Source organism: Marinobacterium litorale DSM 23545 (genome assembly GCF_000428985.1).
Classification (GTDB): Bacteria; Pseudomonadota; Gammaproteobacteria; order Pseudomonadales; family Balneatricaceae; genus Marinobacterium_D; species Marinobacterium_D litorale.
Window position 1 is genome coordinate 41,157 of the sequence record NZ_AUAZ01000022.1, and the last position, 16,777, is coordinate 57,933.

At 58.1% G+C, this 16,777-nt stretch carries 21 protein-coding genes; 15 read left to right on the top strand and 6 right to left on the bottom strand.

The genetic code is table 11. From position 1 onward, the window contains the following. The first annotated feature begins 1 nt into the window (after position 1). The 12 genes from G403_RS0115510 (at position 2) to G403_RS24605 (ending at position 8,644) form a co-directional block, all read left to right on the top strand. Positions 2–472 carry a NifB/NifX family molybdenum-iron cluster-binding protein gene (locus G403_RS0115510; RefSeq protein ID WP_027854799.1) on the top strand — a complete coding sequence of 157 codons (471 nt, stop codon included), beginning with the start codon at positions 2–4 and terminating at the stop codon, positions 470–472. A gap of 32 nt (positions 473–504) precedes the next feature. Further along, positions 505–972 (top strand): NifX-associated nitrogen fixation protein, encoded by a 468-nt coding sequence (locus G403_RS0115515; protein ID WP_027854800.1) that lies wholly within the window; start codon positions 505–507, stop codon positions 970–972. A 25-nt stretch (positions 973–997) separates the two neighbouring features. After that, the gene (locus G403_RS0115520; RefSeq protein WP_027854801.1) at positions 998–1,204 is read left to right on the top strand and encodes a CCE_0567 family metalloprotein; all 207 of its coding nucleotides are present in this window, start codon (positions 998–1,000) and stop codon (positions 1,202–1,204) included. 17 nt (positions 1,205–1,221) lie between these two features. After that, positions 1,222–1,527 (top strand): ferredoxin III, nif-specific, encoded by a 306-nt coding sequence (gene fdxB, locus G403_RS0115525; protein WP_027854802.1) that lies wholly within the window; start codon positions 1,222–1,224, stop codon positions 1,525–1,527. 30 nt (positions 1,528–1,557) lie between these two features. Further along, entirely contained in the window at positions 1,558–1,881 is a 324-nt protein-coding gene (locus G403_RS0115530; RefSeq protein WP_027854803.1) for a (2Fe-2S) ferredoxin domain-containing protein, read from the top strand. A gap of 59 nt (positions 1,882–1,940) precedes the next feature. Then, a complete protein-coding gene (locus tag G403_RS24600; RefSeq protein WP_051299122.1) occupies positions 1,941–2,315 on the top strand; it encodes a hypothetical protein in 375 nt (124 codons plus the stop codon). A 3-nt stretch (positions 2,316–2,318) separates the two neighbouring features. Next, a complete protein-coding gene (locus G403_RS23575; RefSeq protein WP_051299125.1) occupies positions 2,319–3,092 on the top strand; it encodes a DUF364 domain-containing protein in 774 nt (257 codons plus the stop codon). A 2-nt stretch (positions 3,093–3,094) separates the two neighbouring features. Then, entirely contained in the window at positions 3,095–3,502 is a 408-nt protein-coding gene (locus tag G403_RS0115545; protein ID WP_027854804.1) for a hypothetical protein, read from the top strand. A 200-nt stretch (positions 3,503–3,702) separates the two neighbouring features. Next, on the top strand, positions 3,703–4,026 hold the full coding sequence (locus G403_RS0115550; RefSeq protein WP_027854805.1) for a HesB/IscA family protein: 324 nt from the start codon (positions 3,703–3,705) through the stop codon (positions 4,024–4,026). Positions 4,027–4,064: 38 nt separating this feature from the next. Beyond that, complete coding sequence (gene nifU, locus G403_RS0115555; protein ID WP_027854806.1) at positions 4,065–4,967, top strand: Fe-S cluster assembly protein NifU; 903 nt, start codon at positions 4,065–4,067, stop codon at positions 4,965–4,967. Positions 4,968–4,969: 2 nt separating this feature from the next. Then, positions 4,970–6,178, top strand: coding sequence for a cysteine desulfurase NifS (gene nifS / locus G403_RS0115560; RefSeq protein ID WP_027854807.1), 1,209 nt, complete (start codon positions 4,970–4,972; stop codon positions 6,176–6,178). 309 nt (positions 6,179–6,487) lie between these two features. Then, complete coding sequence (locus G403_RS24605; RefSeq protein ID WP_051299127.1) at positions 6,488–8,644, top strand: methyl-accepting chemotaxis protein; 2,157 nt, start codon at positions 6,488–6,490, stop codon at positions 8,642–8,644. Positions 8,645–8,664: 20 nt separating this feature from the next. Here the strand turns inward: G403_RS24605 and G403_RS23585 are convergent, their stop codons facing one another. The 4 genes from G403_RS23585 to G403_RS23590 are packed head-to-tail and all read right to left on the bottom strand — an operon-like array spanning position 8,665 to position 11,837. Further along, positions 8,665–9,228 (bottom strand): DUF3299 domain-containing protein, encoded by a 564-nt coding sequence (locus tag G403_RS23585; RefSeq protein ID WP_245578356.1) that lies wholly within the window; start codon positions 9,226–9,228, stop codon positions 8,665–8,667. A 19-nt stretch (positions 9,229–9,247) separates the two neighbouring features. Continuing rightward, a complete protein-coding gene (locus G403_RS0115575) occupies positions 9,248–10,501 on the bottom strand; it encodes an ABC transporter permease (RefSeq protein ID WP_036234102.1) in 1,254 nt (417 codons plus the stop codon). Continuing rightward, the gene (locus tag G403_RS0115580; RefSeq protein ID WP_027854809.1) at positions 10,495–11,211 is read right to left on the bottom strand and encodes an ABC transporter ATP-binding protein; all 717 of its coding nucleotides are present in this window, start codon (positions 11,209–11,211) and stop codon (positions 10,495–10,497) included. The genes G403_RS0115575 and G403_RS0115580 overlap by 7 nt, the downstream gene beginning before the upstream one ends. After that, positions 11,208–11,837: a DUF2796 domain-containing protein gene (locus tag G403_RS23590; RefSeq protein ID WP_051299129.1), complete on the bottom strand. Its 630-nt coding sequence runs from the start codon at positions 11,835–11,837 to the stop codon at positions 11,208–11,210. The genes G403_RS0115580 and G403_RS23590 overlap by 4 nt, the downstream gene beginning before the upstream one ends. A 192-nt stretch (positions 11,838–12,029) precedes the next feature. On the opposite strand from G403_RS23590, the gene minC reads away from it, so the two are divergent. From minC to minE, 3 genes are read left to right on the top strand one after another with little or no spacing between them, the layout of a single operon-like run. Further along, positions 12,030–12,815, top strand: a complete 786-nt coding sequence (gene minC / locus G403_RS0115590) for a septum site-determining protein MinC (RefSeq protein ID WP_051299130.1) — start codon at positions 12,030–12,032, stop codon at positions 12,813–12,815. Positions 12,816–12,875: 60 nt separating this feature from the next. Further along, positions 12,876–13,688, top strand: a complete 813-nt coding sequence (gene minD, locus G403_RS0115595; protein ID WP_027854811.1) for a septum site-determining protein MinD — start codon at positions 12,876–12,878, stop codon at positions 13,686–13,688. Continuing rightward, entirely contained in the window at positions 13,688–13,945 is a 258-nt protein-coding gene (gene minE / locus G403_RS0115600; protein ID WP_027854812.1) for a cell division topological specificity factor MinE, read from the top strand. The genes minD and minE overlap by 1 nt, the downstream gene beginning before the upstream one ends. A 24-nt stretch (positions 13,946–13,969) precedes the next feature. Here the strand turns inward: minE and astB are convergent, their stop codons facing one another. Both astB and astD read right to left on the bottom strand, forming a co-directional pair. Beyond that, positions 13,970–15,298 (bottom strand): N-succinylarginine dihydrolase, encoded by a 1,329-nt coding sequence (gene astB / locus G403_RS0115605; RefSeq protein WP_027854813.1) that lies wholly within the window; start codon positions 15,296–15,298, stop codon positions 13,970–13,972. Then, positions 15,299–16,774 carry a succinylglutamate-semialdehyde dehydrogenase gene (gene astD / locus G403_RS0115610; RefSeq protein ID WP_027854814.1) on the bottom strand — a complete coding sequence of 492 codons (1,476 nt, stop codon included), beginning with the start codon at positions 16,772–16,774 and terminating at the stop codon, positions 15,299–15,301. Positions 16,775–16,777 lie beyond the last annotated feature (3 nt).

A 16,777-nucleotide genomic window follows, 5' to 3' on the forward strand; every position in this document is an offset into this window, starting at 1 on the left:
TATGACACCGCTGACGCGGCGGCTTGAAGTCGTCGAGAGTGCGGAGGAGATCGACATACTGCGTGTCGCCTTCGCGACAACCGATCGGGAATATGTGAACCAGCACTTTGGTTCCGCCAAGGCGTTCACGATCTATGGCGTTAACGAAAACCGTGCGCGGTTGTTGTCGGTCTGTGAATTTGCCGATTTCGCCGAGGACGATAACGAAGACCGTCTGCCGGTGAAGATCGAGCAGCTCAAAGAGTGTGCTGCCGTGTATTGCCGTGCCTGTGGCGCATCGGCGGTCCGCCAGCTGCTGGCGGAGGGTATTCAGCCGGTGCGTGTGACCGATGAGACGTCGATCGCGGATCTGCTTGGCGCCTTGCAGGAGGAGCTGAAAGCCGGGCCTTCCTCCTGGCTGGCCAAGGCGATTAAACGCCACTCCGGCACCGGACGTTTTGATTCGATGGAAGCGGAAGGCTGGGACGATTAGTCCGGCTCGCTTCAAACCTTTGGAGAACGACTATGAGCGAAATGTGTGTTGAAGAAGGCGCGGTTGCGCAGGCAAGCCCGTTTGTCAAACAGATCGTCGTGCAGCTGCGTGCCATGGATAGCTACGGCACTTATGACACCTGGAGCGACGAGAAAGTCCTGGATCCGATGATCCTGACCAAAGAGCGTCGTCGTGAGATCCCGGTGGTTGGTGATCCTGATGAAGTGGTCGTCGCGCGGGTCAAGGCTTACTACAACGCCATTGCCGTGCGTATTGAGCAGGAGTGCGGGCTGATGGCTGTACCGATGATGAACCTGTCCCATGAAGGTTTCGGCCGGGCGCTGGTTATGGTCGGCAAACTGGTTGTCGTCGATAAGGCGCTGCGTGATGTGCATCGCTTTGGTTTCGACTCTCTGGAAAAACTCGATGCTGAGGGCGAAAAAATGGTGGCCCGAGCCACCGCCACCATCGAGAAATTCCGCGCTGCCGCAGAAGATTGATGTAAAGACGTTTTAGGAGGGGGATATGTCCGACGAAGAACTGAAAAAACTGCAGAAAGAGGCTCGTAAGGCCAAGCGTATCGCCACGGAGTGCGCTTCTCAGGTGCATGACGTAGTCGAGGATAGCCTCTGGACCGAGTATGAGAGCCTGCCCGCGCTGGCTCAGAAAACCGTTGATGCCTGTCTGGCCTGGAAAGAGGCTCAGGCAAAACTGGAGGCAGCCGAAGGCTGATCGAGGAGTAAGGAATAATGTCTGCAGAGCTGATTAAGGGGCGCACTCGTGGTGGAGACGAGTGGATCCCGAGTTTTATTACCGATCTGAACCAGTCAACCTGCATCGGTTGTGGCCGTTGCTACAAGGTGTGTCCGCGTGATGTGTTCGAGCTGGTCGACCGTGGCGAAGCGCTGGCCGATGACGATGATGACTGGGATGACGATGACGACGATGAAATGAAGGTGATGGCGATTGCCAATGCCAACGATTGCATCGGCTGCGAGTCCTGCTATCGCGTTTGCCCGAAACAGTGCCACAGCCACGAACAGGCGGCGGCCTGATAACACTCACTGATCGATAGGAGCAGGACCATGCCAAGACCTCAGGCTCACGTATTCGTATGCGGCCAGCAGCGCCCCGACGGACATCCACGCGGAAGCTGTGGTGCCGAAGGTGCCTCAGCGGTTGCTCAGGCGTTTTCCGAGGAGATCGCCAAGCGCAATCTGTTCCAGCAGTTTGCAGTCACACCGACCGGCTGCCTGGGCCCCTGCCATCTGGGCGCCAATGTTCTGGTGTATCCCGGGTCCCACCTCTACAAGCAGGTGAAGGCTGAGGATGTGAATCGCATCATCGAAGAGCACCTGATCGGTGGTACACCGGTGGCCGAACTGCTCGCGCCTGAAGCTGAGTGGTAAAGCTGTAGCGGGGTCGGTACGTCTCTGGGCGATACCGGCCCCCGTTTCGGGGGAACACCATGGATCAATCTACCGAAAAGTTGTTGGCGCACTACCAGCCACTGCTGGACGCCGCCTGTGTGGCAGGGCGGGAGCAACTGGAGCGCAGTGGCTTTGATATCTCCCTGATGCCGTCAATCGAGACCTTTTCGTTTGAGCGACAACCGGATCCGTTTACCCAGCAGGAAACGCTTAATGGTCGTTGGGGTGAAGCCCAGGGACAGCGGCGCGCGAACCTGGTTATCAACGCGGACGGCTCGTTGTTGATGGAGTGCGATCTGTTGTGCCCGCATCCGCGCCACGAAGGACGCTGGGCGGAGCAGGTCAGTATCTGGGGGCGTGACGCCGGTAATTTGAAAGCTGAAATCAGCCTGCTGGCGGAGCTGGAGGGTTAACCGGTGACTGCCCGGATTTACACTTCGCTGCGCGAGGAGGCGGCTGCGTGCCCGGCATTCCAGGCACCGGTCGAGCGTGTTTGTATCGGCCAGGTCTGGACATTGGTTCAGGTGGCCGGGCTTACCGGTCTGTGTATGTCACCGCAAAGCTACTCCAGAACCCTTGGCTGGTCCGGGGAGCTGACCGGTCAGCCGGCCTCAATGCTGATCGACTGGCTCGATAGCTGGCAACCGTTCGAATCGGTGCTGGCCGTGGCCACATTGAACGCCGTGTTGTCCGGGTCTGAAACGGCACAAAGGCTACAACGCTGGTCTGAACCACTGGGCACCGGAAATCTGGCCGTCTTTGAAGCCCTGAAGCATCGGCTGCAGGGGCAGGTCAGCGTGATTGGACGCTACCCCGGATTGAATGTGCCACTTGAGGGAATCGACTTTCACTGTATCGAGCGCATACCCGGCGAGCAGGATTACCCCGATCAAGCCGCCGAATACCTGCTTCCCGAGAGCCACTGGGCGTTTATCACCGCCAGCGCCCTGGCCAACAAAACGCTGCCCCGGCTGTTAACGCTGAGCCAGAACAGCCAGACCGTTCTGATGGGACCGAGTATGCCCTGGAGTTCGGTATGGCAGAGTGTCGGCGTTGATTTGATAGCCGGCATCGTTGTCGACGATGCGGACAGGCTTTGGCGCACTGTGGCCGAGGCGGGCGGTGTCCGAATATTCCAGGGCGGTGTGTCCTATCGCTTACTGGATCTGCACGCAGAACAAGGAGAATAAACATGCGTGTTATTGTTGCGCACCTGCATACGCTGAGTGCCCGGCTGCACTTCTGGATGGTGGAGTACGCTGAAGGCAGCTCCGTCTGTTTACCAAAGCCCCTGGCGCCGCTTTCGACACTGCATACCGATCATGAACCTACCGAAGCCGTGCCACATCCGGCGCAGATGATACGGCCCATTGCGGAGCGTCTCGGCCTTGAGCCTGAGGATCTGAGTGTTGCCAGCGCCTCTCTGGGGTGGGTGGAGTCGCCGGGCGAGTGGGCGCCGGTGGCGCTGCTTCGCATCGACGGCGACCAATTGCCCGAGCTGGAAGGCGGCACGTTTATTTCCCTGATGGATCTGTTGAAGGTCCCGATCACTGAGCGCATGTTACTGCGCGAGGCCTACGAAGCACTGCTGGGTCACTGATCCGGCCCCCCCTGTAAACGACATGTAGCAAACCCGACACTTTGCCCCATTGTTGCTTTGTCATTGCCGACAATACTACCCATTTTTTTCGTGTGGCAATTTCTATCCGACTGAAATACAAGGTTTAATTCTTTAAACGTCGTCTGGCACCGCGCTTGCACCCACCTTGGCAAGCAACTCGATCCCGCGAGGAGAAGGCGATGATACAGCTCACAGAAAACGCAATCGGTGCAGTAACCCGTTTTATTGAAAATGCCGGCAAGCCCGTTGCCGGTTTGCGCATCCGTGTTGATGGAGGTGGCTGCTCAGGCTTCCAGTACGGCATGAAGCTCGAAGAGAGTGCGGCAGACGACGACCAGATCGTCGAGATTGGCGGTCTCAAGATTCTGATCGACCCCAACAGCCAGCCGCTGCTGGATAACGTCACCGTAGACTTCCTCGATGGTCTCGATGGGAGTGGATTCAAATTTGAAAACCCGAACGCCACCCAGAGCTGCGGTTGCGGCAAATCGTTCGCGTGTTAATCGCCTAACCGGCAGAAATCGACTGAGGAGTTCAAGCGATGTGGGATTATTCCGAAAAGGTTAAAGAACATTTTTACGATCCGAAAAATGCCGGTGCAGTCGAAGGCGCCAACGGGGTCGGTGATGTGGGTTCGATCAGCTGTGGTGACGCGCTGCGTCTGACCCTGAAAGTTGATCCGGAAACCGAAGTGATTCTGGATGCCGGCTTCCAGACGTTCGGTTGTGGTTCCGCTATTGCTTCTTCATCCGCCCTGACCGAAATGATCAAGGGGATGACCCTGGATGACGCGCTGAAAATCAGCAACCAGGATATCGCGGACTACCTGGATGGCCTGCCGCCGGAAAAGATGCACTGCTCGGTTATGGGCCGTGAAGCTCTGCAGGCGGCAGTCGCCAACTACCGCGGTGAAGTCTGGGAAGATGATCATGAAGAGGGTGCGCTGGTTTGTAAGTGCTTCGCCATCGATGAAGTGATGATCGAAGACACCATTCGTGCCAACAATCTGAGCACCGTTGAAGAGGTGACCAACTACACCAAAGCCGGTGGTGGTTGCTCCTCTTGCCATGAAGGTATCGAGAATATCCTGACGCGTGTGATGGCTGAGCGCGGGGAAACCTTCTCCGCAGGAGGCGCTGTTCCTGCCCCGGCACCCGCAGCGGCAGCTGCCAAGCCGGGCAAAATGACCACGCTGCAGCGTATCCGCAAGATCGAACAGATTCTGGAATCGATCCGTCCGGCTCTGCAGGCGGATAATGGTGATGTTGAGCTGGTCGATGTGGACGGTAACACGATTTACGTGAATCTGACCGGCGCCTGCACCGGCTGCCAGATGGCCGCCATGACCATGGGTGGTATCCAGCAGCGTCTGATCGAAGATCTCGGTGAATTCGTCAAAGTTGTTCCGGCACCGAAAGAGTCACTGGTTAGCATGGGAGCGTGAAGATGAGCGATATCTATCTCGACAACAACGCCACAACCATGGTCGATCCGGCCGTGTTCGACGAGATGAAACCGTACTTCTGCGAGCAGTTCGGTAACCCGTCCTCCTTGCATAACTTCGGTAACAAGGTTGGTTTCGCACTGAAAAAAGCGCGCAAGCAGGTCCAGGATCTGATCGGTGCGGAGCACGACTCCGAGATCATCTTCACCTCCTGCGGTACCGAGTCTGATTCCACCGCTATCCTGTCTGCACTTAAAGCGCAGCCGGAACGTAAAGAGATCATCACTACGGTGGTTGAGCACCCGGCGGTTCTGACGCTGTGCGAGTACCTGGAGACCGAAGGCTATACCGTTCACAAGCTCGAAGTGGATTCCAAGGGCCGCCTGGATCTGGACAAGTACAAGTCCCTGCTGAGTGACAATGTTGCTGTGGTCAGCGTGATGTGGGCCAACAATGAGAGCGGAACGCTGTTCCCGGTTGAAGAGATGGCGCAGATGGCGGCACAAGCCGGTGTCATGTTCCATACCGATGCGGTGCAGGCGGTGGGTAAGCTGCCGATTAACCTGAAAGAGAGTGCAATCAGCATGCTGTCTCTGTCAGGCCACAAACTGCACGCGCCCAAGGGGATCGGTGTGCTCTACCTGCGCCGCGGTGTTCGCTATCGTCCGCTGCTGCGCGGTGGTCATCAGGAGCGTGGTCGTCGTGCCGGTACTGAGAACGCTGCCGCTATCGTGGGGTTGGGCAAGGCCTGCGAGATGGCTGCCGAGCACATGGCGTTCGAAAACACCCAGGTGAAGGCGATGCGTGATCGTCTGGAAGAGGGCCTGCTGGCCGCGATTCCGAACTGCTTTGTTACCGGTGATCCGGACAACCGTCTGCCGAATACCGCCAGCATCGCATTTGAGTACATCGAGGGTGAAGCGATTCTGCTGCTGCTGAACAAGGTAGGTATCGCAGCCTCGTCCGGTTCTGCATGCACCTCAGGTTCGCTGGAGCCGTCTCATGTCATGCGTGCCATGGGTATTCCCTACACGGCCGCTCATGGCACGGTGCGTTTCTCATTCTCACGCTACAATACCATGGAAGAGGTGGAGCGGGTGATCAAAGAAGTCCCGCCGATCGTGGCGAAGCTGCGTAAGCTCTCCCCCTACTGGGGCGAGAACGGGCCGGTGGAGAACCCGGGCGAGGCGTTCGCACCGGTCTACGCCTGATCCCACCCTTTTTCCAAGTCACCATTTAACGGAGGCCTTTGTGCCTCCGTTTTTTTGTCGACTCTTCACTTGCCCCCCGAATGGCCTGCTGTGCATTTTTCCTGACTACCCTGGCATGTTCTATGCTGTTCTCTGGCCTGTCGCCGTTAATTCAGGTGAATTTTATTAATATTTTCCAATAGTCAGGTTTATTGCACTATATTTCCCATCTTTAATGGTGGGTTTGCATTTTTTAGATGCATTCGTTGCACACCTTTGGTGCGTCACAAGGCGTAGATCATTCGCTCAAAGCTGGAGTAGTCGGGTTCCATGAGGCTCAATATCACCATAAAGCAGTCCTTGGTGGCAGGGCTGGCGATCAACTTACTGTCACTGATTGTGTTCGGCCTGATCGCTTTCCAGGCGATTGCAACGCTCAATGGTAATCAGCGGGAGCTGAGCCTGAGCGCGCTGTTTGAAACCCAGGGACGCAATATCAGTCAGTCCGTCGGTGCCGTTATGGCACATAACAGCCGATTGTTGTCGGCGGATTCACCGCAAGAGCTGGAAACGCTGGAGCGGCAGGCGGATGTGACGCTGTTCGAGCGGGCACTGGCCGAAGACCGCACGATCGTTTCGCAGCTCGAACTCCCGGATGCCAGGCGGCAGACTTTGATGCAGCAGCTTGAGCAGCTGGAATCCCGTTTTGATGGGTTTAAAGCCCAAAGCGACCGTCTTTATGGGCAGTGGATGGATATCCTGTCGCTGGAGCAGAGGATGCCCGAGCTGATCGGTGAGATCGACACGCAGACCGATGAGGCGATCAGCCAGATCGAATCGCTGACTACGGACCTGGGGCATCTGGTCACCCGGCAGGGGCGTCAGTTTGCACGGAGTGTTCGCAGCCTGCGTAATGTGGAACGCTCCGTATTGAATGAGCTACGTGCCGGGTTTCAGGAGATTGTATTCGGTAACGAGCCCAAGGCGAGGGGCGTCAGCGAGGAAGTCCGGACCGATATTGTGAAGCTCACCGCTCTGTCGCGCCGGATTTTGCTGGTGCAGGATCCGGAGGCGTTACTCAAATTGCGTGATGAGGCGCTTGCCCCTCTGGCGGAGACGCTGAGTGCGAAGCTGGAACATCTGGCGACGCTGCTGCATGACCAGCCGTCCATGCAGGAGAAAGCTACAGCGCTGGCCGAGCGCTACGGCGCCATCATGCAACGCGTGATGGGCAATGACGATGCGCTCTACGAGATGAAGACCCGTCAGTTATCTCAGGCGGCGGCATTGCGGGCGCTGGATGACCAGTTGGGCCAGTCCAGAAGCGCCGTGCTGGCAACGCTGGATCAGCTGTCGCAGAGCGCGCAGGCGGTGGTTCGTGATGTTGAGGCCTCATCATCGTCCACCGCGTCTACGGCACGTACCATGCTGCTGATTGGCGGCCTGATTGTCGCCGCGCTGATGTTGGCGGTGGGGGTTCTGCTGCTGCGACGCATTATCAAACCGCTCCAGTTTATCTCCCACCGGATGGATGAGATTGCCAATGGGGATGGTGATCTGACCGCTCGAATCAAGCTGGATCGGGCAGATGAAATGGGTCAGCTAGCGAGCAATTTCAACGCCTTTGTCGCCGTAATTCAGGACCTTGTCCGCAAAACCTCTCAGGCGGGTCAGCATGTCTCGATGACCACCGAGCAGACAGCGGCACGCACGGAGACCATGACCGCCGAGGTGTACGAGCAGAAGCGCGAGGTGGACACGGTTGTGTCCGCGGTCCATGAAATGGCCAAGAGTCTGGAGGAGGTGGCCGCGAACGTGGCTGCTACCTCCGAGTCCGCCAGCCGGGTGGATGGGCTGGCTCAGCAGGGGCGCGGTGAGGTCGATAGCGCCATTGAGCGGATCCGGCAGGTCGCCCAGTGTGTCGAGGAGGGAACGGCCGTTGTTGGTCAGCTTAATGAGGACAGCCAGTCCATTGGCGAAGTCCTGGAAGTGATCCGCCAGATCTCCGAGCAGACCAATCTGCTGGCTCTCAACGCCGCGATTGAAGCGGCACGGGCCGGTGAAGCAGGCCGAGGTTTTGCCGTGGTGGCGGATGAAGTGCGTACGCTGGCGCAAAAAACCCATGATTCCACCGCCAGTATCCAGTCGATTATTGAACAGTTACAGCGCAACGCCACCGGTGCTAATGAGGCGATACGCCGCGGTTATGAAGAGTCATTGATCGCCGTAGAGCAGGCCGATAGAACCGGTCAGTCGCTGGCGCAGGTAACAGCCTCCATTGCCGATATCCGGTTGATGGCTGAACAGGTTGCTGCTGCCACCGAAGAGCAGTCTGCTGTGGCGAATGATATAAACGGACACATGGCATCCATCGCGCGTGTTACAGAAACCACATCCGAGCAGGTTGGAGAAATTCGGGAGGATTTCATCCGCCTGCAAAGTCAGTCGAAAGAGCTGGATGCGGTTGTGGGGGCGTTCAAGATCTGAGCGGTGTGCCGGAGCGCGGCTCAGTTTACGGCCGGCTCCGGCTCATACGGCTCGATTCTGTAGGCCTCGAGCCGGTATCCGGCTGTACCCAGCTCATGCTGGTAGGTATCAACGGTCAGTTCTCCGGTAATCCAGACGGCGTCGTAAAGGCTTTCGATCTGTGTGCCCGGTTCAAAATGGGTATCGATGATCTGATTGGAGGGCGGAGGTGGCGTATGGATACAGGCACCGAAGTAGGGTACCAGGAAGAAACGATCGATGCGTTGATCCTCGCCCGATAGCGGCACCACGAAACCGGGAATCTTGACCATCCGGCCATCGAGTTCACTGACCACCGGTGCAGATGCCAGTACCTGATGCATTTGATCGAGCATGGAAATCGCCTGTGCGTCGCCATCCTGAATCGAGTTAACCCGGTCTTCGGACATGCCGTACAGTTCTTCAAAGCTCAAGGAGTAGTCCGGCGGCATCAAGGCGTCCCAGGTGATCTCTTCCACCGTTTTACCGTTCAGCGTCTGGGCACCGGCCGTATTTGCCAATAGCAGCAGTGTCAAAAGTGGGGCTTTCCACAGGGACATTCTCATGGTGAGTGTATCGCTCCAGTCAGTATCGTGGGCTTAAGCCGTCGCTTAGTGTTAAACGCCAGGCACGCCACGCCGGTATGATGCCGGCGAGGGCTCCAGACAGTAGAACGCCCAGTGCGATCCATCCTATCGAATCGGGCCAGTCCGTGGTGAGGTAGACTCCTAACAGCCGCTGGAGTTCGTCGCCGAAAGTAATCAATGCGCCCCACAAAGTGGCGAGCCCGAGGGCCAGACCGGCGGCGGTCAGCAAGGTCGCCTCGATCAGAACCAATACCAGCAGGTGGTGAGGCGAGGCACCGATTGCTCGCAATAGAGCCAGTTCTCTGCGCCGCTGCTCCATGCCGGTCAGGAGCACGCCCAGCATGCCGGTCAAGCCGGCCAGCACAACGCAGGCCGAGATACTGAGCATCGCCTGTTCGGCGCCACGGATGATTTTCCATAACGCCTGCAGCGCCACACCCGGGAGGATGGCCAGGAGCGGTTCGCCGGTATACGCGTTGATCGCCCGCTGCAGGTGGAACACTTGGGTTTTGGATTTCAGGCCGACCAGCATGGCCGTGATTTGGGTGGGCGTGAGGTCTTGGCTACTCAGTTTTTCCTTATCAATCCTGACACCCGGCATGGGTACGCCTGCTCGCCAACCCAGGTGAATGGCAGTAATCGACTCAAGACTGACATAGAGTGAACGGTCCACCGGTGTGCCGGTGGCGGCCAGAATACCGACCACTTCAAAGGGTTGATCCTTATGTTGGCTGAAGCTGACCTGGCCCAGCCCGTGGGAGACTATGATCCGGTCACCGATGCTGTAACCCAGCTCTCTGGCTACGTCGGCACCGAGGGTCACCTGATGCAGGCCATCGAAGCCCTTGCCCGAGGAAAACGTCAGCGGGCGCTCGCTGCCAAAGCGGTAGTGGGTGAAAAAGCGCTTGTCGGTGCCCACTACACGGAAGCCGCGGTGCGAGTCGCCCAGGGACAGAGGAATAGCCCAATCGACGGCGGGATCACCGGCGATCTTTTCATAGCTCTGCCAGCGAATGTTGTTGGTTGGTGACCCCAGGTGAAAGACGGAATAGAACATCAGTTCCACCTGGCCTGAGCGAGCACCAACAATGAGGTCCGTGCCTGAAACAGTGTTGAAAAAGCCGCTGCGCATATCCTGGCGGATCTTCTCCACGCCGGCCAGGAGCAGCACACTGACCGCGATTGTCAGTATGCAGAGAACGGCGGCTGCCCTGCGGTTGGTCAGGCTTTTCCAGGCCAGTCCGATCAGCATCGCTGGATCTCCGTAGATTGATACAGGCTGGCGAAGCGGTGTTCCGCGTCGAACTGAGCGGCCAGCTCCGTATCGTGACTGACAAACAGCAGAGCGCTGCCGTTACTTTCGCATTCGCGCTTGAGCAGGGCGATAAAACGCGCACTGTTGTCCCGATCCAGAGCCGATGTCGGCTCATCGGCGATTATCAGCGGCGGGTTGCCGATCAGAGCCCGAGCGGCAGCGACGCGCTGCTGCTGACCGATAGACAGCGTGACGGTATCGCGTTGAGTCTCGCTCAGTTCGCCCAGGCCCAGCTCGTCCAGTAGCCGTCTGGCCTGGGCCTCAACCGAACCGTCACGTTCAACGGCCCGGCGTTTTCTGATGTCGGAAAAGCCGCAACCGAGCACAACATTCTCGAGCGGTGACAGCCAGGGCAGCAGGTTGAACTGCTGGAACACCAACCCGATATGGTCGGCTCGCCATCGGTCTCGCTGACGTTGTGACAGGGCGCTCAGGTCCTGTCCGCACACCGATATTGATCCCTGATAGCCTGTTTGCACACCGGCTATCAGGTTAAGCAGGGTGCTTTTACCACTACCGGAGGGCCCGGCAACAAACAGACTGGACCGCTGCGGTAAGGCTAACGCACGGATTTCGAGCAGGGGAGCTTTCGCGCCCGGCCAGCTAAACATCAGGTCCCGAATGTGAATCGCACGCTCATCACTCATGGCATCTGCAGTACCGGTTGAGATCGGTTGAGTTCAACGGAGGTTTGCCGCTCGCCGACCATATCGACCGTGATCTGTTCAATCGCCGGGAAGCGGTCAAAAAGGGTTAAACGGGCAGTTTTCAGCTTCTCCGGATCGGCACACACAAGCGTGTATTCAACGTTGATATCCTGATGTTGTTCGCCAGCATTTTCCTCATGCTCATGCTCATGCTCATGCTCATGCTCATGCTCATGTTCATGTTCATGTTCATGTTCATGTTCATGTTCGTGCTCATTCGCCGTCTCAGCCAAGTTAACCTGTCCCAGGCTCACCGTACTCAGCGAGCAATCAGCGGCAGCGGGCAACTCGATCCAGGTGCCTGGATCTCGCAGCGTATCGATCAGACTTTCCATCGCGGCCTGCTCCTCCGACGTTTCGGGTTGATGCTCAAATCCGATCAGATTGTAGGCGGGGCTCATCAGGTTGATCACAAGCTGTTGTTGGTCCAATACAAGCTGGATACGTGCCTCTCCATGGACATGGGGCGTCAACGCGCTCTGCGCCCAGACCGAGGTGCAGGCGCTCAGTGCCAGAATCGAGGTGATTTTTCCAAGAGGTGACCGTTTTTTTCCAAGAGGTGACATAGTGGGCTCTCTCGACTGATCGATAAATGGTAATGTTATATTATAACTATATCTTGCAGCGGGCGGGTTGGCCAGCTAGATATTTGTGGGGGCCCTGAGTGTCGGCGGCGCTGACAGGGAGTGTAGTGATCCCGTCAGGCATGGTACTCTAGGCTCGCTTTTTGTTCCCTGGGGAGAAGGTGCAATCCACCCGTGAGTACTTTGCAAAACCGCGAGGCGAAAGTCGGGCCTCTATTCCGATTCAAAAACGCACGTGTATCTCTTAACGAGTTGATCTTGCTCGATTATGAGCCCGATCGGTTGCATCATGACCTGGCTGAGCATGCCGGTCGTTTGCCGTCGCTGTTCCGTCAGATGCCGATACTGATAAACCTTGAGCAGCTACCGGACGATGTCGCTTTGCCGTCGCTGGAGCAATTGCTGGGAATCTGCCGTGAAAACGCGCTGAACCCGGTGGGGATCAGAGGTAATAGCCGTTATGATAGCGCCTTGATTGCCGAGCTGGGACTGGCGGATTTTGGCAGTGGCGGTCGTGAAAAAACGGCTGCGCCGGCCGAGAGTGAGCCGGTGGAGGCCGTTGCACCGGCAGAGCCGGAAAGCGAGCCTGCCCAAGCGGAGCCAGAGTCTGCCGAGGTACCGCATGCGACCGGCGGCCAGACACGCCTGATCACCGCTCCGGTGCGCTCGGGTCAGCAGATTTATGCGGCCGGTGGCGACCTGATTGTGTTGTCATCGGTGGGTGCCGGTGCTGAAGTGATGGCCGATGGCAATATCCATATCTATGGTCCGCTGCGAGGCAGGGCCATGGCCGGCGTTAAAGGTAACAGTGAAGCGCGGATTTTCTGCCAGAGCCTGGAGGCAGAGCTGGTCTCCATCGCCGGATACTTTAAAACCAGTGAGGATCTGATGAGTGATCACTGGAAGCAGCCGGTACAGGCCTGGCTAAGCGGCACCAAGCTGGATACGGCACCGCTGTAACATTGTTTGAAGCAAGTTTGGGTTGCAGTCTTTTTGAATCAGTTTATGGAATCTGTCTGAATGGCTGAGATTATTGTTGTAACGTCCGGTAAGGGCGGGGTCGGCAAAACCACCAGTAGTGCCGCGATCGGTACTGGGCTGGCGCTACGTGGCCACAAAACGGTACTGGTGGATTTTGACGTGGGTTTGCGCAACCTGGATCTGATCATGGGGTGCGAACGCCGCGTGGTGTTCGATCTGGTTAACGTGATAAATGAAGAGGCGACGCTGAATCAGGCGCTGATCCGTGACAAGCGTACCGAGGGGCTCTACATTCTGCCCGCATCTCAGACCAGGGATAAGGATGCGCTGACTCAGGATGGTGTTGAGCGTGTGCTGAAGGAGCTTTCTGAAACCTTCGATTACATCGTCTGCGACTCGCCGGCGGGTATCGAGCGTGGAGCTCATCTGGCGCTCTATTTCGCCGATACCGCGATTGTGGTGACCAACCCCGAGGTGAGCTCAGTGCGTGACTCCGATCGTATTCTGGGTGTGCTGCAGAGCAAGTCACGCAAGGCCGAGGATGGCGGGCAGGTTCGCGAACACCTGCTGCTGACGCGCTATAACCCGTCACGGGTGCAGGCGGGTGAGATGCTGAGTGTGGAGGATGTCCGGGAGATTCTGGCGATCCCTCTGCTTGGTGTGATCCCCGAGTCGGAAGCGGTGCTCAAGGCGTCCAACCAGGGGCAGCCGGTTGTGCTTGATGATGCCAGCGATGCGGGCCAGGCGTACCTGGATGCGATTGGCCGCTTCCTGGGTGAAGAGCGCGAGCATCGTTTTCTTGAAGTACAGCGCAAGGGGCTATTCAGCCGCGTATTCGGACGGAAGGGCTAATGGGTATTCTGAGTTATTTCCGCTCCAAGAAGCAGACATCGGCCAGTGTCGCCAAGGAGCGCCTGCAGGTGCTGGTTGCTTATGAACGCAACCAGCGCACCCAGCCGGAATATCTGCCGCAGATGCAGCAGGAGATTCTTGCGGTAATCGCGCGCTATGTGGATGTGTCGGTGGATGATGTGCAGATCAATCTGGATGAAGATTGTTCAATTCTTGAGCTGAACGTCACGCTGCCGGAACACCGCGGTCAGGACTAAACACCGCCTCGAAGCTGGCGTGGTTTACAGGAACGGGGCGTAGAGAGATTCCAGTTTCAGTATCCGAGCCAGCTCTTCGAGTGCGGTCTTGGACTCCCGTGCCAGTTGTGGGTCCGCAAGATCCATAAGTGTCAGACGGTCCCGATAGTGGCGTTCGACCCAGTCGACCAGCGTGGCAAGGCGTGTCTTGGTCAACAGGCTTTCGGGTTTGACGGCGGCCAGTTCCCGGTCATTCAATATCACGCGAAGCCGCAGGCAGGCAGGGCCGCCCCCGTTTGCCATACTCTGGCGCAGGTTGATTGTCTCCACGCGATCGATGCCGGTGCCTGTCGCCGTCAGTGTGTCGAGATAGCGCCGCACTGGCTCCACGTCCAGACATTCTGTCGGGGCCAGCAGGCGGCACTCCCCTGATGGCAGTGTCAGCAGCTGCGAGTTAAACAGGTAGCTGCGTACCGCATCCTCCACGCTCACCCGGCTTTGGGGCACCTCGATCATCCTCAGCCCTGTTCCCAACGCATCCTCCAGGTTGGACTTCATCGCCTCTGGCTCGGCGAATGCCTGTTCATGGTAGAACAGGCTCATGCCGTTGCCGACGGCGATCACATCGTTATGAAAAACGCCCTGATCGATAGCCTGTGGGTTCTGCTGCACAAAAAATGCACAGCCTTTCTTGAGACGATGACGCCGTGCCAGCGCCAGATTGGCCTCCAGCGTTTGTCGGGCGGGGTAGTGCTGCGGTTTACGCATCGTACCGGGTTGAGAGCCGTGTACGAAGAGTTGTACGCCCGGGCTCTCCAGTGAGGTAGCGAGCCGGGTATGATTGGCCGCCCCCTCATCAGCGAAGCGCGCACAGGCCGGTAACGGTGGATGATGAACGAAGTAGTCGGGGTCGGGGAATGTGGTTTTGAGCAGCTCGGCTGTAAAGGCGGCTTCCAGGCTGCGGTGGAAGTTGCTGATCAGGTTGGCCGGTGAAAAGTGAACCCGACCATCCGCGCTGTCGGCGCTGGGCGAAACGGTCGCGGCATTCGCCGCCCACATGGCCGAGGCGGAATAACACCCCGCCAGTAGTTCCGGAGCGTCGGAGGCTGCCTCCTCTAATACACGCTGGTCACTGCCGCAAAAGCCGAGCTGGCGCAAGGCCTTCAGGTCGGGACGTGGGTGAGGGGGCAGGATGCCCTGGGTCAGGCCCAGTTCCATCAGCCGCGACATTTTGAGTAACCCCTGCAGCGCGGCTTCCTTTGGGTTGGAGGCCTGGTGGCGGTGTTGGCTGGAGGCGCGATTGCCATAAGAGAGCCCGGCGTAGTTATGCGTCGGTCCCACCAAACCGTCGAAGTTGACTTCCCGCGCGCCCATTTAGAGTGTCTCCAGCGTTAAACCGGGGGGTAACTTGGCAGGGGGTGCTAAGGTTTCGCGCTCGAGACCTGAGACGGGGTAAGCGCAGTAATCCGCCGCGTACCACGCACTGGGCCTGTGGTTGCCGCTGCCTTTGATGCCGCCGAAGGGCGCTTCGGAACTGGCACCGGTGAGCGCAAGATTCCAGTTAACGATGCCGGCGCGGATCTCCCGTTGAAATTGCTGATATTCGTCAGGCTGATCGCTGAGCAGACCTGCGGACAGACCGTAGCGTGTCGCATTGGCCAGCGCCAGAGCCTGATTAAAGTCATCATAGCGTTGTACCTGGAGCAGTGGGCCGAAATATTCTTCATCGGGTAGTGCGTTGATAGCCGATACATCAATCAGCCCGGGGCTGAGCATGGCGGCACAGTCGTCTGCACGCTCCAGCCTCAATACGGCTTTCCCGCCGAGCTCAAGCAGCCGGGATTGGGCCTCCAGCAGTGCATTGGCGGCGCTGTTTGAGATCAGGCAGCCCATGAAAGGCTGAGGCTCATCGTCAAACAGTCCGACCTTCAGGTGGCGTAAAGCCTGCTCCAGCTGATCCAGAAAGCGCTCGCCCTGCGCCGTGTTCGGGATCAGCAGGCGTCGGGCACAGGTACAGCGCTGACCGGCACTCAGGTAGGCCGACTGAATGGTTTCAAATACGGCGGCGCGCAGGTTTGAGGTTTGGCCCAGTATCAGCGGGTTATTGCCGCCCATCTCGAGGGCGAGAATTTTCTCCGGTTGTCCGGCAAACTGGCGGTGCAGACTATGGCCGGTCTGGCTGGATCCGGTAAATAGAGCGCCGTCGATCCCGGGCTGTTCTGCCAACGCTTTAGCCGTATCGACAGCGCCCTGCACCAGATTGATAACGCCTGAGGGTAAGCCTGCATCGCACCAGAGCTCAACCATCAACTGGGCAAACCGGGGTGTTAACTCACTGGGCTTGAAAACCACCGTATTGCCGGCGAGCAGCGCCGGTACGATGTGACCGTTGGGTAGATGGCCGGGGAAGTTATAGGGTCCGAAGACAGCCAGTACGCCGTGGGGGCGATGGCGCAGGACCGAGTGGCCGCGGGGGTGTTCAGCCTGATGCTCACCGGTGCGCACCTGGGCGGATCGGATTGAAATCTCGATTTTGCCGATCATGGCGGTGATTTCGGTATCTGCCTCCCAGAGCGGCTTGCCGGTCTCTTCGCCCAGTGCGTACGCCAGACGTGCGCGATTTTCTTCGAGTCGTCTGGCAAAATGCCGACACAGCTCTATCCGCGGTTCGCTGCCCAGTTCGGACCAATGAAGGAAGGCTTGCCGAGCGCTGGCAACGGCCATCGCGACCTGCTCCTTCGAGGCGCTTCTGCCGTGCCAAAGTACGCGGGAGCGACCCGGGTCGACGGAGATCAACTCGTCACCTTCGCCGGCAATCCACTGGTTGGCGATCAGAAGTTGTTCGTTCATCGT

Bases quoted from the DNA above. Each gene is read 5' to 3' on its own strand.
- G403_RS24605 (WP_051299127.1), top strand. From the start codon at position 6,488: ATGAGGCTCAATATCACCATAAAGCAGTCCTTGGTGGCAGGGCTGGCG.
- astD (WP_027854814.1), bottom strand. From the start codon at position 16,774: ATGAACGAACAACTTCTGATCGCCAACCAGTGGATTGCCGGCGAAGGT.
- fdxB (WP_027854802.1), top strand. From the start codon at position 1,222: ATGTCTGCAGAGCTGATTAAGGGGCGCACTCGTGGTGGAGACGAGTGG.
- G403_RS23585 (WP_245578356.1), bottom strand. From the start codon at position 9,228: ATGAGAATGTCCCTGTGGAAAGCCCCACTTTTGACACTGCTGCTATTG.
- G403_RS0115550 (WP_027854805.1), top strand. From the start codon at position 3,703: ATGATACAGCTCACAGAAAACGCAATCGGTGCAGTAACCCGTTTTATT.
- astB (WP_027854813.1), bottom strand. From the start codon at position 15,298: ATGGGCGCGCGGGAAGTCAACTTCGACGGTTTGGTGGGACCGACGCAT.
- nifS (WP_027854807.1), top strand. From the start codon at position 4,970: ATGAGCGATATCTATCTCGACAACAACGCCACAACCATGGTCGATCCG.
- nifU (WP_027854806.1), top strand. From the start codon at position 4,065: ATGTGGGATTATTCCGAAAAGGTTAAAGAACATTTTTACGATCCGAAA.
- G403_RS0115510 (WP_027854799.1), top strand. From the start codon at position 2: ATGACACCGCTGACGCGGCGGCTTGAAGTCGTCGAGAGTGCGGAGGAG.
- G403_RS0115545 (WP_027854804.1), top strand. From the start codon at position 3,095: ATGCGTGTTATTGTTGCGCACCTGCATACGCTGAGTGCCCGGCTGCAC.
- G403_RS0115520 (WP_027854801.1), top strand. From the start codon at position 998: ATGTCCGACGAAGAACTGAAAAAACTGCAGAAAGAGGCTCGTAAGGCC.
- minE (WP_027854812.1), top strand. From the start codon at position 13,688: ATGGGTATTCTGAGTTATTTCCGCTCCAAGAAGCAGACATCGGCCAGT.
- G403_RS0115580 (WP_027854809.1), bottom strand. From the start codon at position 11,211: ATGAGTGATGAGCGTGCGATTCACATTCGGGACCTGATGTTTAGCTGG.
- G403_RS0115575 (WP_036234102.1), bottom strand. From the start codon at position 10,501: ATGCTGATCGGACTGGCCTGGAAAAGCCTGACCAACCGCAGGGCAGCC.
- G403_RS24600 (WP_051299122.1), top strand. From the start codon at position 1,941: ATGGATCAATCTACCGAAAAGTTGTTGGCGCACTACCAGCCACTGCTG.
- G403_RS0115515 (WP_027854800.1), top strand. From the start codon at position 505: ATGAGCGAAATGTGTGTTGAAGAAGGCGCGGTTGCGCAGGCAAGCCCG.
- G403_RS0115530 (WP_027854803.1), top strand. From the start codon at position 1,558: ATGCCAAGACCTCAGGCTCACGTATTCGTATGCGGCCAGCAGCGCCCC.
- G403_RS23590 (WP_051299129.1), bottom strand. From the start codon at position 11,837: ATGTCACCTCTTGGAAAAAAACGGTCACCTCTTGGAAAAATCACCTCG.
- minD (WP_027854811.1), top strand. From the start codon at position 12,876: ATGGCTGAGATTATTGTTGTAACGTCCGGTAAGGGCGGGGTCGGCAAA.